This window comes from Corynebacterium sp. SCR221107, from assembly GCF_027886475.1.
Classification (GTDB): Bacteria; Actinomycetota; Actinomycetes; order Mycobacteriales; family Mycobacteriaceae; genus Corynebacterium.
This window is the reverse complement of the sequence record NZ_CP115670.1, coordinates 790066-807777: the sequence shown is the minus strand read 5'-3', so window position 1 is coordinate 807777 and position 17712 is coordinate 790066. Positions and strand designations below refer to the sequence as shown.

Annotated in this window: 17 protein-coding genes and 6 pseudogenes; 10 read left to right on the top strand and 13 right to left on the bottom strand. The window is 53.9% G+C overall.

Features of this window, described 5'->3' with window-relative positions; translation table 11 throughout:
• Nucleotides 1-19: 19 nt before the first annotated feature.
• The 4 genes from PAB09_RS03715 to PAB09_RS03705 all read left to right on the top strand — a co-directional run bounded on the left by PAB09_RS03715 (nt 20) and on the right by PAB09_RS03705 (nt 4880).
• Nucleotides 20-2062: a hydantoinase B/oxoprolinase family protein gene (locus tag PAB09_RS03715; RefSeq protein WP_271034717.1), complete on the top strand. Its 2043-nt coding sequence runs from the start codon at nt 20-22 to the stop codon at nt 2060-2062.
• An 852-nt stretch (nt 2063-2914) separates the two neighbouring features.
• Nucleotides 2915-3760: a tyrosine-type recombinase/integrase gene (locus PAB09_RS13340; RefSeq protein ID WP_442873703.1), complete on the top strand. Its 846-nt coding sequence runs from the start codon at nt 2915-2917 to the stop codon at nt 3758-3760.
• Between the two features lie 11 nt (nt 3761-3771).
• Complete coding sequence (locus tag PAB09_RS03710) at nt 3772-4359, top strand: ParA family protein (protein WP_271034716.1); 588 nt, start codon at nt 3772-3774, stop codon at nt 4357-4359.
• A 281-nt stretch (nt 4360-4640) separates the two neighbouring features.
• The gene (locus tag PAB09_RS03705) at nt 4641-4880 is read left to right on the top strand and encodes a hypothetical protein (RefSeq protein WP_271034715.1); all 240 of its coding nucleotides are present in this window, start codon (nt 4641-4643) and stop codon (nt 4878-4880) included.
• A 211-nt stretch (nt 4881-5091) separates the two neighbouring features.
• Here the strand turns inward: PAB09_RS03705 and PAB09_RS03700 are convergent, their stop codons facing one another.
• Nucleotides 5092-6267, bottom strand: a complete 1176-nt coding sequence (locus PAB09_RS03700; RefSeq protein WP_271034714.1) for a hypothetical protein — start codon at nt 6265-6267, stop codon at nt 5092-5094.
• A gap of 61 nt (nt 6268-6328) precedes the next feature.
• Here PAB09_RS03700 and PAB09_RS03695 point away from each other — a divergent pair, with 61 nt between their 5' ends.
• On the top strand, nt 6329-6529 hold the full coding sequence (locus tag PAB09_RS03695) for a hypothetical protein (RefSeq protein ID WP_271034713.1): 201 nt from the start codon (nt 6329-6331) through the stop codon (nt 6527-6529).
• 147 nt (nt 6530-6676) lie between these two features.
• Here the strand turns inward: PAB09_RS03695 and PAB09_RS03690 are convergent, their stop codons facing one another.
• From PAB09_RS03690 to PAB09_RS13335, 7 genes and pseudogenes are all read right to left on the bottom strand, one after another.
• Nucleotides 6677-7471, bottom strand: coding sequence for a Fic/DOC family protein (locus PAB09_RS03690; protein ID WP_271034712.1), 795 nt, complete (start codon nt 7469-7471; stop codon nt 6677-6679).
• 26 nt (nt 7472-7497) lie between these two features.
• Nucleotides 7498-7674, bottom strand: a complete 177-nt coding sequence (locus PAB09_RS03685; protein WP_237703729.1) for an antitoxin VbhA family protein — start codon at nt 7672-7674, stop codon at nt 7498-7500.
• 53 nt (nt 7675-7727) lie between these two features.
• The gene (locus tag PAB09_RS03680; protein WP_271034711.1) at nt 7728-7880 is read right to left on the bottom strand and encodes a hypothetical protein; all 153 of its coding nucleotides are present in this window, start codon (nt 7878-7880) and stop codon (nt 7728-7730) included.
• Between the two features lie 193 nt (nt 7881-8073).
• Nucleotides 8074-8383: pseudogene (locus tag PAB09_RS03675) on the bottom strand (IS6 family transposase); the annotation flags it as partial.
• 76 nt (nt 8384-8459) lie between these two features.
• A complete protein-coding gene (locus tag PAB09_RS03670; protein WP_271034710.1) occupies nt 8460-10706 on the bottom strand; it encodes a hypothetical protein in 2247 nt (748 codons plus the stop codon).
• On the bottom strand, nt 10699-11781 hold the full coding sequence (locus PAB09_RS03665; protein ID WP_271034709.1) for a Shedu anti-phage system protein SduA domain-containing protein: 1083 nt from the start codon (nt 11779-11781) through the stop codon (nt 10699-10701). Before PAB09_RS03665 ends, PAB09_RS03670 begins: the two co-directional genes overlap by 8 nt.
• Before the next feature lie 137 nt (nt 11782-11918).
• Nucleotides 11919-12170: pseudogene (locus PAB09_RS13335) on the bottom strand (ATP-binding protein); the annotation flags it as partial.
• 128 nt (nt 12171-12298) lie between these two features.
• On the opposite strand from PAB09_RS13335, the gene PAB09_RS03655 reads away from it, so the two are divergent.
• On the top strand, nt 12299-12463 hold the full coding sequence (locus PAB09_RS03655) for a hypothetical protein (RefSeq protein WP_271034707.1): 165 nt from the start codon (nt 12299-12301) through the stop codon (nt 12461-12463).
• Nucleotides 12464-12500: 37 nt separating this feature from the next.
• Here PAB09_RS03655 and PAB09_RS03650 read toward each other — a convergent pair whose 3' ends face one another.
• From PAB09_RS03650 to PAB09_RS03640, 5 genes and pseudogenes are all read right to left on the bottom strand, one after another.
• Entirely contained in the window at nt 12501-14126 is a 1626-nt protein-coding gene (locus PAB09_RS03650) for a hypothetical protein (RefSeq protein WP_271034706.1), read from the bottom strand.
• A gap of 200 nt (nt 14127-14326) precedes the next feature.
• Complete coding sequence (locus tag PAB09_RS03645) at nt 14327-15247, bottom strand: IS3 family transposase (RefSeq protein WP_333780180.1); 921 nt, start codon at nt 15245-15247, stop codon at nt 14327-14329.
• Nucleotides 15248-15262: 15 nt separating this feature from the next.
• Nucleotides 15263-15485: pseudogene (locus tag PAB09_RS13330) on the bottom strand (hypothetical protein); the annotation flags it as partial.
• Nucleotides 15389-15587 (bottom strand): annotated as a pseudogene (locus PAB09_RS13325) (hypothetical protein); the annotation flags it as partial. The pseudogenes PAB09_RS13325 and PAB09_RS13330, both read right to left, overlap by 97 nt.
• A 350-nt stretch (nt 15588-15937) precedes the next feature.
• Nucleotides 15938-16340: pseudogene (locus PAB09_RS03640) on the bottom strand (IS6 family transposase); the annotation flags it as partial.
• Nucleotides 16341-16486: 146 nt separating this feature from the next.
• Between PAB09_RS03640 and PAB09_RS03635 the strand changes: the two are divergent.
• The 4 genes and pseudogenes from PAB09_RS03635 to PAB09_RS13320 all read left to right on the top strand — a co-directional run.
• Nucleotides 16487-16675, top strand: a complete 189-nt coding sequence (locus tag PAB09_RS03635) for a hypothetical protein (protein WP_271034705.1) — start codon at nt 16487-16489, stop codon at nt 16673-16675.
• Entirely contained in the window at nt 16672-16920 is a 249-nt protein-coding gene (locus PAB09_RS03630; RefSeq protein WP_271034704.1) for a helix-turn-helix transcriptional regulator, read from the top strand. The genes PAB09_RS03635 and PAB09_RS03630 overlap by 4 nt, the downstream gene beginning before the upstream one ends.
• A gap of 10 nt (nt 16921-16930) precedes the next feature.
• Entirely contained in the window at nt 16931-17404 is a 474-nt protein-coding gene (locus PAB09_RS03625) for a hypothetical protein (RefSeq protein ID WP_271034703.1), read from the top strand.
• Nucleotides 17405-17515: 111 nt separating this feature from the next.
• Nucleotides 17516-17638 (top strand): annotated as a pseudogene (locus PAB09_RS13320) (IS110 family transposase); the annotation flags it as partial.
• Nucleotides 17639-17712: the final 74 nt, after the last annotated feature.

The window sequence follows — 17712 nt, the reverse complement described above, 5'->3', positions numbered from 1 at the left end:
TCAAGAAAGAGAAAAGACCATGGCTGCAGCTACCTCCATTGGCAATCAGCGCCGCACCCTCGATCCGGTGACCTTCGAGGTCCTCAAGAACGCCTTCGCCACCTCGGTGAACCTCATGTCCGAGCAGATTCTGCGCACCTGCTATTCCTTTGTCATCTACTCCCGTGACTTTTCCTCGGCGCTGTGCGACGCCGAGGGAAACACCGTAATGCAAGGAGATCAGGACATCGCAGTCCACGTGGGCACCCTGCACTTCCAATGCCAGGCTGTTCTCAAGCAATTCGGCAAAGATATCCACGAGGGCGACGTCTTCGCCATCAACGATCCATACCAGGGCGGCACTCATATGAATGACGTGTCCTTCCTGCGCCCCATCTTCTATGACGGCCAACTTCTAGCTTTCGCACAAAACAAAGGCCACTGGGCCGATGCTGGCGGCTCGGTGCCGGGTTCTTTCGATGTCTCCGCGACAAATTACTACACCGAGGGTCTGCGCATCACCCCGGTCCGCATCTGGTCCAGGGGCATCTTCCTCGAGGACGTGGCCAAGCTCCTGGCCCATAACACCCGCAGCCCCGAAATTGTCCTGGGCGATCTCAAGGCGCAGGCCGAGGCCACGGCCGTATGCGAGCGAGAGATCCTACGCCTCGTCGACAAGTATGGTGTGGGTACCGTGCGCACCGCACTGCGAGAGGTCCAGGACTACGTGGAAGACATCGTCACCGCCCGCGTCCTCGAGCTTCCCGACGGCGAATGGTCAACGGTGGACTACCTCGACCTCGACCCCGCCAAGGAGGAGGGCCTCGTCCCCATCAAGGTGACCATGCGCATCGACAAGGGGCGCCTGTCCTACTCTTTGGAGGGCTCGGCCCCCGCGGTGGCCAGCTTCCTCAACGCCGGCTATGGCTCGGCCTTCTCCGGCATTGTCGCAGGAACCAAGACCTTCTTCCCTGACGTCCCCCTTAACTCCGGGCTCTATCGCGCTATGGATGTCGACTTAGGCCCGGAAGGCACCGTGGTCAACGCGGGACTCCCACACGCGGTGACCGGATTCTGCTCGGGCCCTTACGAGAAAATCATGAACGCCGTCTTCGAGCTGTGGTCCCAGCTGATGGAAGAGCGCGCCATGGCCTGCGCTTTCAACCTGGAATACCTGCTTATCGGCGGGTATGACACCCGCGCCGTAGCTGAGGTGGGCAGCAAGGGCGACTTCTTCATGTGGTACGACTGGATGGCTGGCGGTTGGGGCGGCCGTGTCGACCGCGACGGTGCCTCCGCAACCGCACCTGTATTCGGCCCCGGCCTGGCCGTGCAGCCTATTGAAGGTCAAGAACGTTTGTCCCCCGTGCTCACCAGCCACCATTCACTGGTCACCGACTCCGGTGGCCCAGGCAAGTTCCGCGGCGGCGTGGGAGTGTCCAAGGGCGGGGTGCTTACCGACGCAAGCGAGACCGTCATGAGCTACTGCTGCGACCGCGCCCGCTCAGTTACCTGGGGCATCGAGGGCGGCCTCCCCTCCATTCCCCAAGGTGTCTGGCTCAACAGGGGAACCCCGGATGAGAAGTTCCTCGGCGCTTTGTTCTCCAACGTTCCAGTCGGCCCAGGCGATACCTTCGAGCGCCCCTCCGCGGGCGGCGGTGGATTCGGCGATCCCCTCGAGCGCGACCTCGAGGCAGTCCTCGAGGACGTGATCGACGGCTACGTCTCCATCGATCGCGCTGCCAAGGACTACGGCGTCATCATCGAGGCCATCGATCCCGAGATCGACCAGTACTTCCTCGACACCGACGGAACCGAGTCCCTGCGCGCGATCCAGCGCGCCACTCGCATGGACAAACTCAACGAGAATCCAGCCTCGGTTGCCGAGCGCTACCTCGCTGGTGAGCTTGACCAGCTCGACCTCGTGCGCCACTATGGCATCATCTTGGACTGGGCCACCGGCGAACTCCTTCCCACGACCACCCAGCAGTACCGCGAGCAGATGGCAAAGCGCAGCTCCGCGCACTGGGTGTCAGCCTCCGATGCAGCATGTACCACCGATGCTCTTGTCCACAGCAAATAGGTGCTGTTTTAGATCCGCATCGATGAGTTAGCTCCTTACTCTTCATTGTGGCCGACAGCCCGGCAGTCCCGATCCCGTGATTGACTGCCGGGCTCCTGTCGCTGGCAAACAAGCTCGCACAGCTTTGTCCATGACAATGAAGCAATCAGACCCGTGCCCAGGGGCGGGCGCAGGCGACGGGACTTGTCGACACTTTCGATCGCAGGTACTTTCCCCTCCATGCCTCATCACCGGGCCAAGTTGTGCCCTCTATGAGGTGAGGGGATATTTGCTTTCCTTTTTCGCCACCTTCAGGTAAAAGGCGCACTCAAGTATATCGGCTGCGGTCAATGTGGATAGGGGCTAAGATTTAGTGGCCCTTCCGGCTTTGAAGTACGCTCGTGACCTAGGGTGGATGTGAAAAGGCGACTTCCAAGATGGTGACGAATGAATAGCCCGAATTCACAACCCGCAATAGGCGCTCCGCTTATGAACTCTACTGCCTGCTGAGCAGACACACATTGTGTCCCAAAACCCGTTTATGGTTCATGTAGCCGACCTTCTCCCCAAGAAGGTCGATGCAATGCAAGAAACCCCCGATTCGCTTTCGCGAACCGAGGGTTCCGGATTAGTAGCGGGGGCAGGATTCGAACCTACGACCTCTGGGTTATGGGCTATTTACTGGCGCATAACTCGTTCGCTTCGACATATTTTTTTTGAACTTTTAGCTAGCTTGCTGCATTTTTATCAAGCTAGCAAGCTATCAAAATATCCTGAGAGTGGGTATCTTAGCTCCCCCCGAACCGTAAAAACGGCGGTTTTTGACGCGGATATGGCCACCGAGAGGCAACCCTTGCGGGACGCTAAAGGATCATGCTTGTTTCGAAAAGACCCGCGCTTAAGCCGATCCCGACGGAATGGGAACCGGAGCTACTCGACTTCGAACTCTTCCTCAGGGCACAAGGCCGCACGCCCGCCACCATCGACACCCGCATACGACATCTGCGCACGCTTGCCAGGCAGTGTGGGGTTGATCGGCCCCATGACGTTACAAGTGAGGATCTCGTGAGGTGGAGCGGTAGCAAGGATTGGGCTCCGGAGACGCGGAACTCCTATCATGCTTCAACTCGTTTGTTCTTCCAATGGCACTCCCGACGGAACGAATGCGAGGACCCGTCGATTCTCTTAAAATCCATAAAGCGGCCAGTTCCTCCACCGAGGCCAGCACCAGACGTTGCGATCCGAGAGGCGTTATCAACGCCGAATGAACGCCTCAAACTAATTCTTCGTCTCGCTGCGGAGCTCGGACTACGTAGTGCGGAAATTGCCTCAATTGCCGCAACAGACATCCAACCAGCCAGTGATGGATGGGGAATCCTCACAGTTCATGGGAAGGGGCAAAAAGACCGCGTTCTTCCTATTCCCCCAGATTTGATGTTCGAGATGAGTCAACACATCCAGGGCCAAAAATGGTTGTTCCCGGGAAACTTCCACGGGCATCTCTCCCCGAGGTGGGTAGGGAAACTAGCGGCGAAAAACCTTCCAGACAATTGGACACTGCACACCCTGCGCCACCGATTCGCCACAACCGCATACGCGGAGTCCCAAGACATCATCGCGATTCAAGAAGCCCTTGGCCACGAATCCATCGAAACCACACAGCGATACACCAAAGCATCGACAGACATCCGCGGACTCGTTCAATCCGCAAGACTCTAGAAGGAGATATCTTGCCTATCGTTACCCTCTGCAACCTCAAAGGTGGGACTGGAAAAACCACCTCAGCCATATATCTCGCCACCGCCCTCGCAAACCAGGGCAAGCATGTCCACGTCCTCGATGGAGACCCCCAGGGATCCGCTACCGAATGGGCTCAACAGGCAGAAGATGTAGGTACTCCCCTGCCCTTCGAGGTCGTTCCAGCAAATGCACGTTCCATCACCCGGACCAAGACAACTGGCAGTGAGTGGATCATCATTGACTGCCCTCCAGGCGAATCCGGCATCATCGACGCAGCCATCCATGCAGCCAACCACGTCATCGTACCTACCCGCCCGTCCACGATCGAGGTCAACCGCATGTGGTCCACCACTGACCTCACCGGATCCACCCCGGTAACAGTCCTTCTGACCTCGGTCATCCCAAATACCAACTCGCTCCAGGAACTGCGCGAGGCTCTCGAGGAGGAACACATAGCGACCTTCACGATCGGTATCCCCCAGCGTGAAGCTATCAAGAAAACATTCGGCCAAGTCCCACAGAAGCTTTATGGCTACGATTCCATCCTTGCCGAACTAACCAAGGAGATCGAACGATGAGCTCTATGCGCCGGCCTACCAAAAGCAAGCCGATAACCAGCGCAGCACAGTCAATGCAGAGAGTGCCCAAGCAAGAAGTGCAACTCAATGTACGAATCACCCCAGAAATGAAACGAGATCTACGCAGACTAGCAGCCGATCAAGACACCACAGTGACCGAAATAGTCACAGATCTAATCCGCAAGCACCTCGCAAACAACCAACCTAACAACCTATCTAACTAACTTGCTACCAATCTAGAAACATAGCTGGCTAGCAAGCTAACTCTGAAAGGACTGAGAATGTCCCCCTTGCGCGAAGCCGTCAAGCAACTGCAAGATGCACGCTACATTGCCGTCGACGATCACAACGAGTACATCAACTTGATTGAAGATATGGCGACCGAGCTTGCCTGGCACCTTAAGACAATCGGGATCGAATGGGAAGATGTGGCCATCGAAGTGCAAGCAGCACCTCTTCCACAGCTAGCCACATTCGAGATGGGAGTCACTAGCGCTATAAGCAAGCTCCGCGAGCCCTAACAGTCAAACTCCCGCCTCACTTCGCTCGTTGGGCTAGCGCGGCCGCAAAGCGGCCTTGCTCTTTAACAGTGTGGTACCGGTCTGCGTTCAGCCGATGAGGAACACGTCTTCAAACAATCGCGGGCCGGTACCTCCCCACTCAACACTGGATTGATGGTTATCTTGATAGCTTGCTATATTGCTGCACTTATATCAAGCTAGCCGCGGGACTCTAGAGTTCCAAGCCCTCACGCTCAGTTAGCACTGTGACCGAATCGGCTTGATTTGTTTCTGTCATGCCCCAATGGTGCGAGTGCCTTTGACCGGTAGATTGTCCATTTTGAACGAGGTCAACCAGGTGTCGACCGGGAAGTAAGGCTTGATCGCCTTCGTTCGTTGCATCCTGTGTCTGGGAGGTGAGATCGAGGACGAGGGATTCTAGGGTTGACGCCGGAGATGTCTCAATCGCCGTGGCCGAAAGCAGCTCTGACGAGTAAACCTCAACGACCTGGGCCCACTTACCAACGTCGGATGGGTCCAGCCTCGATGGCCATTCTTTGAGGAATGATGTGGAGTAAGGCCTAGTAGTGAGATTGTTGGCATAAGCGACTGCATGAAAGACAGCAGACGCCAACAGTGGATTCATGACAGGCTTCGTATGTGCCAAGTTTGGAGTGTCAAAGGTACAAAGAGCGGCTTCCACACACCCTCGCACCAAGGCGCGAAGCTGTTTCTGTTCATCAACACGATTGCCCAAATAAAGTATTCTTTTGTCCTTCGACACCTGTAGCTCAGATACCTTGCCATTCAACCAATAAGGATCTACGAAATGCACCTCAACGTCTTGAGAATCCAGAAATTCAAGAAGGCGAGCTTGGAGTCCATGGTTGGAAGCGTGGACTACTCGACTAGGGTGAAACACTACCCTTGGCTCCAAGAACTCCACCCGAGGCCTAGGCTTGACTTGACCCTCACCAAACAGCTTGCCGTCCGGGGTGATGATAGACGTCTCGCCCTTGATAACCTTCCAATTCAGAGACTTCCACGCATCTTCCGGAAGAAAGAACTCCTTTTGTGCCCTTCCCGCCGCGACTTCGGTCGCCAGCAATCTATGAGTTTGGAAGGAATAGAAGGGCATTAGCGACGAAGAAAACCCAAACATCTCCCAACCAGCACGGGATGTAAGTGCATAGTCCAGATCCTCACGAGGAGCCTGTAGACCACGAATATCTTGATCCAAAGGCCTTTCCATTGAACGCAGCCGCTCAATTTCCAAAGCTCGTTGCAGCTCCAGCAGGGACGAGATCGCCAACTCCCCTTCGATGGCAAAGTCGGATGGCAGTGCACGAATACTCTCGATTACCTGCTTTGACAGGCCCTCAAACTGCCGAATCTCCTCAAGCCCCATAAATCAATATCCTAAACATTATGGAGGAACCATGTTTCCAAAAAAGCGATACCATCGTGTCATGACATCCGAGAAATCAACTCCAGCTGCGGATTCTAAGAAGACAACTCCGCCTGCCCATACTGATGTTGAGACTCCCTTTTCCTCGCCGCCGAGGACCGATGGTGTCGATGCTTCCGGTACGCACTACTCCTCGTGGTACTCACAAATCGACTACGACGAGTTTAAAGACAAATGGGACAAGGACGATCTTGGCTTTTGAAGTGCGTAACATTGAAGCCTGATTCTTGGCACTACTAGCCATTCAAGCCCCCGCCTCGCTTCGCTCGTTGGGCTAGCGCGGCCGCGAAGCGGCCTTGCTCACTGATGTACGCTGCACCACAGTACATAAAAATGAATTAGTTATATGTTATGACTCAAGCTCGCTGTTACGTTTAGTCATTACTCCAAAGGGATATATGTCATTCAATGGCTCGACTTGACTATCAAGGGCACTCGTTTCCTCGAAGCTAAGGTCAAGATTGGGAGACCCGATCGTGTCTATTAGAGACTTACCAAACGTGAGGTCTCCTTCTTCCTCATTGGGCAAGTCATAGATTCCTAGCGACTCCTCCTCGTCGGTCCAGTCCGCGATCGAACAAATACGTAGGTAAAGATTCTTCCAGGGGGTCGAATCTAGTTCGTCACCCAGCATCGAACCGGCCGCGGCAATCATTTGTGCATCTTTAGCGTTTACCCAATCCACCACGATGTCATAGCGCCCGGCAAGATGTGTCATGAAAGTGCGAATTGTTCGCCCATTACCTTCTCGAAATGGGTGGATTTCATTTAGTTCCGAATGGAGGTATCCAAAAATCTCCATCTTTCGCGCAAAATCGGTATCTTCCAGGGCATAGAGATATGGATCCAACTCATTCAAGCGCGATTCAATGGTTTCCCACGACGCGAAGAGGCTTTGGGTGCCCGTTAGGAAGTTCTCTTTGCTCATGTCGACATCACGAAAGGATCCTGCCCAGGTGTAGCAATCCTGAAATAGGTGATGGTGGTAGGCCTTCAATTCCTCACTGAGATCATCACCGACGATTCCTCCTGGGGAGATTAGGGATTCACGATAGTTAACCAACTCCTTTTCCAGCTCAGTCCAGCGTTCTTCCTCTTCGACCCCATAGAGATTGCGCAGTGTTCCTGTGGCTGGGTAGATCAAGCGATCCCAGCGCTGCTTTTCGTCGTTCAGCGTTCCACCCCAGCATGTCGCAATGCGTCTGCAATGGCGTCTTCAATGCTTAGTTCCCCGAGCATGAGTGCTTCTAGATTCTTCTTCTCACGTTCGCTTACCTGGCCGCCTTCCATCTCGGAGGAGGCAATGACGTTGACCAACTGCTGACGCTGCTGTGCACTGAGAGGCATTTCCGGTTCCTTTCCTAGCGTAAGAAAACGGTAGCAAGCGGTCGATGCCAGGGCTAGCCCTCCTCGGTAAACCATTGAGGAATCTCCTGCGAATCGTCGAGAAGCAGGAAATCCGTTGGTTCTACGTCGAAGATGGCAGCAGCCAGCTTCACGAGCTGGCTGGACGTGAGCTCGCCAGGAATTATCGTAACGAGGAGATCTCGCAAGTTTGCAGGGGAAGCTTGAATACAAAAATCATCACATAGTATCCGCATGCAATAGATAGACGCCATATATTCCCTAATGGTTCCCTGCTCTACAAAAGAATTCTTTCGGTGCCATTACCCTCAAAAGGTATCTGACTAAGGTCGTTGCGTTTGGATGGCGTTATCTACAGAGTCACGATTTGCGACTTCACTGGGTATGCCCGTCCGCGGTGATCGCCAGATCAGAGGTAGCACCACCTGCCGCCGACCCGGATATAGGTCTCATCCACTCGCCAGGAACTGGCCTGCCAGTCAGGCACCTGCCGGTACCACCGTGTTTGCTTGTCCAGCTCAGGGGCGTAGTTTTTGGACCCAGCGGTGAGAATCGTGGTGTGATCCACCGGCACGCCCCGCTCGGTCATCATCTCCTCAAGGTCGCGGTAGCTCACGCCGTAGCGGCAGTACCACCGCACCGCCCACAGAATGACCTCGCGAGGGAAATGACGACCGGAGAAGATACCCATGGCTGTGATTATTTCACGTCGCTCTTCCTACTTACTGCCCCAACTTTGCAACAACACCCTCTAAATCCGGATCCGCTTAAGTGCGCAGGAAGCTTTGAAGCATGTTGCTCGTATTGAGGAAGACGAAAAGGCGGGAGCTCTGCGTTTCATGGTCGACCTTCTTCGCTTTCATTCTTGCGTCTAAAATGTTGACTTCCTGTCCCACCTTCGTGAGCACTATCTCAGGAGATCCATTAACTGCTGGTATTCGCAAATCGGCGACCAAATGCTCGCCCACACTCTTTCGATAGAGATATTCCAACCCGTCCTCCAATGGCGAACCCCCCGAAAGCGCAGAGAGTACCAAGTCAATGCTGGCTGACATGTACCCGCGTTGACTATGAAAAATTACTTGTCGGACCAAATCGGAAGTTCTTGGCCCTACCTCCAACTGTGGCCTCGGCACAGATCCGAATTCAGGGGGAATTTCACCTCTCTTCATCCAGACATCGATAGGCCCGTTCGTTGGTTCAAAAATCGGTACTCGGCGAAACACTTCGGCATCTACTGCGTGTGAGAAAAGAGTTCCTGAAAGAAATTGCGTAAGGATATCCAGTTCGTCGACTGCCACGATGTCATACCCATAGTTAGATGTAATTCGGCACCGAAGATAGGCCAAAAAGACCGTCGGGGATCTTAACAAAGAACTCATGACTGCAAGATCATGCAAGGAGACCACCCAGACGGAATCCCCGGCAGTGTCGATTAGGTCCTGGGACTGCGTCCCGATCGGCCCCACATCATCGAGCAGCACAACGACGTTGAGAATATGTCTCACATGACGAAAGTCAATCCACTGTCCGCTTGCGAGCCATATTCCGGAGTTGTTTCTAATGAGACTGCTTAAACGTTCGGCTTGAATTTGGGCGTTGCCGATCGTATCTTTAACGTCCCGGATAAATCTCGAAAGCTGTCCCGTTCTCGCTCTATCTGATATCGATTTTCCCTTGACTTCGACGACTACAGCTACGTCATCTTTTATAAACAGTCCATCAGATTCGGCTGTTTCACATTTTGACAGGTTGAAATTAAACGAAGAATCAAGATTTTCGTCATTCCCGGATTTAGCCTGAAAGGCATAGGTAACATTCAACCACTTGGCATCGGCTTTGATAAGGTTGCTGAGGTATGAAGTTGCCAATTTTTCGGTTACTTTGGCTCGAACTTTTTGGTCGTACTTCTGGAACTGCTTATGGTTGTCTTTTTGCTTCTCCTCGAAGACCCGTCTGATTGTGTCATCCCCGATTCCGTTGGCGACGATAACAAACTCACCAGTTTTATTGCGAACTAACGGCTTGTAGGAGAAAAGCCAGTCACCTTTAAGTAGGCTTTTTACCCTATCCAGCGCGTCTTGTGTGGGGTTGAATTCAAGTGAATAATCGGTTATCACCTTCTCAACTAAATCTTCCGAAAGTCTTCCCTGCTCGGCTATATCGGAAACCGACATTGCGGCTCGATTTCCAGGCCGAAACATCATTGAAATTAACGCATCACTGACTACTTGATTCTCCTCGGAAGTGCCACTAGTGACGTTTCCGTATTTCTGCATCAGGTCGTGTATCGCGTCCCCACTTGCATCGCGTGCTTCTGTCAGGCGTTTGGATTGGACATCATGGATGGCATCGCGGACCGACTTAATGTGGTCTACCGAATATCCTAGAGTCTCTAGGACCAGCGGTTTGGCCACCTCATGGTTGAGAAGCGCGTTGTCGTGATTATCTCGGACTTCATCAAACTGAAAATTTGATATTATAGCGCGTGATGTTTGGTATAGAACGAGTTCTCTGGAAGCTCGGTTATCACTCTTCTCGGCGAGTATCAGCGCATTAAACACAGAATGCTTGCTGATTTCAGAGGCAAGACGATGCAGCTCTTCTATGATTTCCCAAGGTCTGTCATTGCCAGGAGTTGGTGCACCGCCGCGCCCAGGGCGCGATAGTAGGACCGCAGTGACAATCTCGATATTGAAAGCAGATCCGTCAGGATTTGATGAACGAGGATCCGGAATCGGATTGAGTTCGCGCAGTCGCATTAGCTCGATCACGTCAAAAGCATCGAAAGGATCGACGAGCTCGACAATATCGCAGACAAGACGCTCAATATTCTCGTCGAAAATAGCCTTCACCTGGTTCGCATCCCTAGCCTCTCGGTACTGCTGGAGTATGGCCATATTTCGATCAATTGAGTTAGGTTGGAATGAGGATTGGAGCACTGTATACCTTCCAAGATCGGTGCTGTTGCAAAGTTGAGAGACCAGGCCCGTAGTAGCTCTAGAGTTAGCCATTAACGGTATTTTCCGGGCTTCTCAACTCAGTTAGTCGACGCGCATTCTGCAGTAACTGGTCGTAGGTCGTCACTTGAATCCGAGCGAGGTGGGAATTGTAGATCCGAAAGGACTCGCGAAATTTGTCGGATTCTCTCTCCGGCAGATCAGGAGACACATCAATCACCACTAAGGCGGTGGCTCGACGGGCGTCGAAACCATGCTTCAGCATTAACGTGTCCGCAAGTCTATCCAGTTCGTACAGATATCTTTGAGCCTGCTGAACTGCGAGGTGTACATCACCGGTGAGCACAGGGTAACCGTGATCGTTGCGGTCGATGCTGGTGGCAGCTGCGCGCTTGAGCTCAACAATCACCATAGAGCCGTCGCCCCGAACAATCGGTATATCGATCTGATCCGAGGTGCCTATATTACGAAGTTCGTCGGCTTTAACGACCTCACCCCCAAATATCCAGGGGTTCTTCTCGAGAAGTTTTTGAAAACTACTCTCAACTGTGTTCTCGTGAAAAATGAGCCACTCTAACTCGTCCAAAACTTCGATTCTACGGGAGCGCTCCCGTATTTGGAGTATGATTTCTGCTTGATCAGATTTCAAGATCGAAGCGACCAACTCAGGGTTCAATGACATGGCAGCTGTCAATTTTTCCACATCAACGACTTGGGCTTCTTCGTCTCCTAGGAGTCGCCCTAAAGCATCGGCAATGGCCTGATCTGGAACGGAAACCCAAAAGGTGTCACCCAAGCCGCCCCGTCGGAATTCCTCGTCTAGGAATCCCTTCAGCTTCGCAATCTCATCCTTTTTGAGATCGATGAACGCGTCTGGAGCATCGAAATCCCACTCCGGGGTGTCTTTAGGTGTCATCTTGATCAGTCGGAGCTGGCCACCCCGCGGTTCATCGAAGGAACCGCCCCAGTAGGTCATCTGAGCATTGATGTAGCTTTTCGAAGTTCGTTTAAGAACTGCACCCTCACGACGTTTGTAAGCTCTTTCACCGACCCCTTCAGGGCGCACCCAACTCTTGACAATATTTGCCCCCTGCCCACCCGCATCTTCTTCTTCGTGGCTGATCTCCATGAGGGCGATCTTAGTGTGCATGAGTATTCGTAGGGGGAAGGCCACCCGATCTTGCGGTTGGGGGCCAGGGATATTGCCTGCGGGGGCCAGCGGTCGTCGTGATGGGGGCCGTCGACACCCGCTGGGCTGTTTCTTTGCTGGCTCCTGGTGGCGTGCTCCAGCATGTTGTGGGTGCTGGTGTCGACGCAGATGGTGTTGTGCACGATTCTGTCCATGATCTCATCGGCATCATCCCGGATTCGAGCCTTTGATGCCAGTCCTTCTTCGCGTGACTTGGTTCTGAACACTGTCGACGCGGTGTCGTAACGATGTTCCAGCAGTATGCTGCGCATGCCCTCGTCGGGATGATCCGGTAGCCTCTCATCGATCAGCAGCACAGAGAACGCGGCGGAAGGAATGTAAATATGGTGGCCCCTGAGCGCACCACGAGTGGCCCCGACACCTACGAATGCGTCCTCAGTCTGCCGGCCCTCGGGCACGCTAACGGTGGATCCCAGTGAAGCGAGTATTCACTCGCATGAGCAACTCGGCTGCATATTGGGGTATGCCCCAGCATCATTGTGGCGCACCCCGTCAGGGACTGAAGGACTGCATCGACTACCTCAGTGATGGCGACGAACTCCGGGTCGCCTGCTCTCTGATTGATCTTCGACAGTTGGTCGACCGGATCCTCAATCAATAGTGAGCAGGGGAAACTTCTATTTGCAACAGCACCTAATTTAGTTGCTTTTTTCAGTCTCTTTCATCCGGTTTTTGAGTCTGCGCAGCAAGTCCTTAAATGCTTGATTGTGCCGCTTCTTTACGGCGCGTGGTAACCGTAAAGCCGTTCCCTCGTGGTGGGCGAACTGGTGGAATGCCCAGCTATCCAGCTCGTGAGTTCTCCACCGCTTAATAGTTTCGATAACACGCGGACCCTGCGATTCGCCAATGTGTTCCATAAGGAGAAGATCTTTATATGTCATCAGGGCCAGGGGCAAGACATTGTGCTGTTGAAGTAGGTTCTTGCTTTTCAGGACTTCCTGGGTCGTGGCCGCCACCGGAAGTATCCAGGGCAGCGAGTAATCCCCGGAAATGATCAAAGGAACGAACGTAGGATCATCAGGCAGCGGGGTTCCAATCAACGGTGATGCATCTTTGGTAAGCAGCTCAACCATTGAGTTGAGTTGTTCGGCTTTTCTGTCCGTCATCAACATGGCGACTTCCTTACCAAGTCTGTCCACGCCGGATTTCCCGTGTGTTACCGACCTAATCGGTTCCCTAAATGTGGCATCAATAATGAGCCAGATGTTCCCGAATTGCACGACAAAGTCGGGGATCTTGGGCTGCTGTCCTTTACTGACTGATTTGGAAAATGCAGACTGCAGTTGTTTTTCGTCCCAGACTCGGCTGGTCAGTCGATCAGCTTTGCTCTTTCTTCCACTGAAGGTGCGTTCTAGTATTTCGGATACGTCGGCTTCGAACTGGGCTCCAATGGCACGGTGAAATGCATCTTTACGTTCAGTGCCATGCTGCTGGTCAAAAATATCTAAATACTGACGCACTTCGTGGTAGAAGTGCTCGCTCATAGATTGTTCGACCAGCCATCCCAGATGGATGACGAGATAGGAGCCGTCTTTTAAGCGGAGAAGTGGTTTCTGCTTGATGACGTCGAAGTTCCAGTACTCTCCTGACGTTTCACGTAGGTTTTGTTTAAGCGTGGGCACATCAGAGCTTAATGCCTGTAATGCTTCTTCGTGCGACGGATCAGTCAAGTGCGCCCATGGTATGAAGTGAGTCGGCAAAACCACGTGTCGACCTTTGAGGTGCTGCGCAACGAATGACAGGGCAATGTCAATGAAAGCCTCGGTATCAGAGCCCGTAGCTTCGCGAAACAACTCCCGCGGGCTTGCCCCTATCTTCTGTTGAGTCGCGGCATCAATATTGTCGTTCCAGGTGTCACCCCAACGTTCAGAGGCGCGAGCAAGAAGGTATTGCAACGGAAGCTGCTGGTTGAAGTGGGTATTGGCAATTAAACCCGCCGCTAGGGGTTCTGCGAGTTCGCCCCATCGGGTGACATCCGGATTGTCGGGCCAATCCTGAGGTAGATCACCAGAATCACCTAGGTCCTCGGCTACTCCGAGTAGCGCACAGATCAGAAGATCCAGATCATCCTCTCCAGTATCAAGTCCGTCGTTTTCGTCTCTGACTAGAAGGAACTCGCGCATCGATGCCAAAACTACCTGCGGAGCGATGAGTCGATAACCCTGCGAAAGTGCGAGCTTCACCGAGAGCCCGAGCCGTGTATCTTCTATACCTGCAGCCCACCGTTGGTCCACAGTTGAAGCAGTATCCAGTTCAGAGCTCACGTCGGCGAGCATCAGAGCGAAGCGTGCCAAGGTTTCTCTAAAGGGAAGCTGTTTCCATACTTGTTCTCGTATATGACGGCTACTGCGGACTCCAACCTCGGATGCCACTAGATAGACAACATGCGGCGGTATAACCCAATTTCTAGACATGGAACTAACTAACCCCTCGATACGTATCTGAAGTGCCCCGGGTTTTGTTCCTAGGCATTTGCTTTGATTTCCATTATTGCCTGTGGCAAGTTCTGCTTCCAAAATTCGGTTTCCACCTCGGCTGGGGTTCGGTATCCCAGGCTTTGGTGGAGCCTTACCTCGTTCCACCATGACACCCACTCGAACGTCGCGATTTCTACCTCTACAACGTCATTCCACCTGCGGGTATGGATTAGCTCGTTCTTGTAGGAGCCGTTAACGTTTTCAGCCAGAGCATTATCATAGGAGTCACCAACACTTCCGGTGGAAGCTGTAATGCCGTGCTGGGTAAGTCGCTCGTTGTAGACAACGCTGACATACTGCGACCCGTGATCCGAATGATGAATGAGACCTGTTGTTTCCTCAGCACACACGATCGCCTGGTTGAGAGCTTGCAGCGGCAAAGCTTCGGTCCGCATCGAATCTGACAGCGCCCACCCGACGATCCTCCGGGAGTAGACGTCGGTGACAATCGCGGTGTAGACGAATCCTTTTCGTGTTCGTACATAGGTAATGTCAGCCACCCACAGCTTATTCGGTCCTTGAGCTTTAAATTCACGCTCGACCAAGTCCGGGCGCAAATCAGGCACGTTAGCTTTTCGGGTTGTGATTGGTGATCCGCCTTTGCCTTTGCCAGAAACGCCAGCCAGGCGCATCAGTCGGGCGGTTTGTTCACGCTCGATATCGATTCCTTCACGGCGAAGAGCATGCCACATTTTCCGCACACCGTAGACACCATAATTATTTCTATGAACGGCACTAATGCGTTCAACCAGCACGCCGTCACGAAGTCGACGAGCACTTAACCCGCGAGCCTTGGACTGGCGATAACCACGCGAGGTGATAAACCGGCCAGCCCGGTTATTTTTCAACGTCTTACAGATGAACTCGACAGAGAAACGATTCCGGTTTTCATCGATGAACCGGATCATTTCTTAACGTTTGGGGTCGAGTTCCGACGCGAAAAAAGCTGACGCGGCTTTCAGTAGCTCATTAGTGTCGCGGAGCTGGTGATTTTCACGGCGTAGCCTCGCGTTTTCGGCGGCCAAATCTTCAGGTACAGGTTCTGGGGTGTTTCCTGCACGGCGGGCCTGCTGGGTCCATTGACGAGCCGTGTGCCATGAAACCCCCAGCTTTGGAGCTACTGCCTGGCACGCGGCCTGCATCGACATATTTTCCGCCAAGATGCGGTCTTCCACGAGACGGACCACACGGTCCTTTGCATCCTGGTCAAATTTTCTCGGCATGTTCCAGATTTTCCCATCTACTCAAGCGGAACAAAACCTGGGACACTTCAGATTAACGATTTTCTTTTCACCTCTAGATCTACAGCATTAAGTATCATGCTCTAAAGCTCTTGCCACCCGCTTATTACGCTTATCTCGTTAATACCGAATAAACAGTTCTCCTGACATCCACAAAACTTTAATTCCTTCCAAAGCATCTAAAGTTTCTTACTCGATGCGAATTTGAACATGCCTCATTTCCCTGCCATACCCATCAAACTGGCACAAAGTGAATTGAATAACCACAGCGATAAGGGTGCTGTTGCAAAGTTGGGCCAGGGTCGAAAAGCCCAACCTCAAGACATTAGTTGTCCTTGCTCCGGGGTGCTTAAGCTGTCTCGAATATCCGGCTGACGCATTGGATCTGAGGGCCTTGGCCAGGAAACGCTTCGCTGCGGCCACGTTCCGCTTCGGAGAGAGGTAAAAGTCTAGGGTCTGGCCACCGGCGGTAATAGCCCGGTAGAGATAGCACCACGTGCCGCCGACCCGGATATAGGTCTCATCCACCCGCCAGGACCGGGCCTGCCAGTCGGGTACCTGCCGGTACCACCGTGTTTGCTTGTCCAGCTCAGGGGCGTATTTCTGGACCCAGCGGTAGATCGTGGTGCGATCGACTGGCACACCCCGCTCGGTCATCATTTCTTCGAGATCGCGGTAGCTCACCCCGTAGCGGCAGTACCACCGCACCGCCCACAGGATGATGTCACGGGGGGAAATGACGACCGGAGAAGATGCCCATGGCTCTGATTATTTCACGCCGGTCTTTCTACTGCCCCAACTTTGCAACAGCACCAACGTTGATCAGGTTTTGATATTCCGGTAGACACAATGACAAATATTCTGTACACTCGGTGAAGAACATACGACATGATGAGAAGGACGAATATGGCCAGAACAAGAGCAGCCGCTTTCCTCGCCGCCATCCTCACACTCCTGGCCACGGCATACCCCCTCGGCCCCACGGTCGTGGGAATCCTGGCCACCGTGGCGGCACTGGCCGTCTGCGTCACACTCGGCTACACGCTCGCCCAGGAGAAGGCCACCCAGGAAAAGGCCACTCAGGAGTGGCCATGAGGGACCAGGACCTGAGCAACATGGTCCGCAAGTTCCGCCGGTGGCATGAACTGAGCCAGGGAGAGCTCGCGGAGAAGGTCGGAGTCTCCCGCCAGACCATCGCGAACATTGAACGCGGCAACTACTCCCCCTCCGTCCACCTGGCACTGGCCATCTGCCGGGCGCTGGGGCACACCGTCGAGGAGATCTTCGGCGACGAACAGGCCGACCAGAACGAACACGCAGCATCCGGAACGCGACAGTAAGGAACCTGACATGAGCTACAACGACACCATCATCGCCAATGCGGACGCCACGGTGGACGACGAGTTCGAGCGCGACATGCTCCACCGCTCCTCCACGGTGGCCTGGAACTGGACCGCCTACCTCATCTTCACCGCCGGTGCGGCCATGGCGTGGATCGCCGACGGCATCGCGAGCATCGCCAGCCTCATCGTTCTTCTACCCCCGCTTATCGGGCACATCATCAGCAACCGGTGGCTTCGTCAGCGGATCCCCCATCCCCGCCAGGCCGCGACCACCAGCGTCGACTGGGTTGTCATCGGAGTGTTCATCGTGGTCTGGATCACGGGCGTCGCCTTCCGTGGATACGGCGGTTCACTGTCATTCATCCTGGGGGCCGCGGTCGGTTCCGTGGTGGGTCTGCTTCTCGTGGCATTCTTCCTCGCTCGGACCCCGAAGGTGCGGGCCGCCGACGAGGAGAGGCTCGCCGAGGATCTGGAGGACTGACCGAGCACCCCAGGCACCACCGACCCGACCACAGAAGGACCACAGACATGAGCTTCAACGACACGATCATCACCCGCGCCGACGCGACCGTCGACGACTAGTTCGAACGCGACACCCTCCACCGTGGACCGGGACAACGAGGTCCTCTCAGCCCTGAAGATGTTGTCCGGGTTGGATGACGACATCGCCAGGGACGCCACCCGCACTATCAACCGGCTGCGCAGCGTACTGACCCTTGACAAAAACATAGGGACACCCCCCGAACGGCCACTATGTATAGCTCAAGCCTGCCTCTAGCCCCTCAGGCA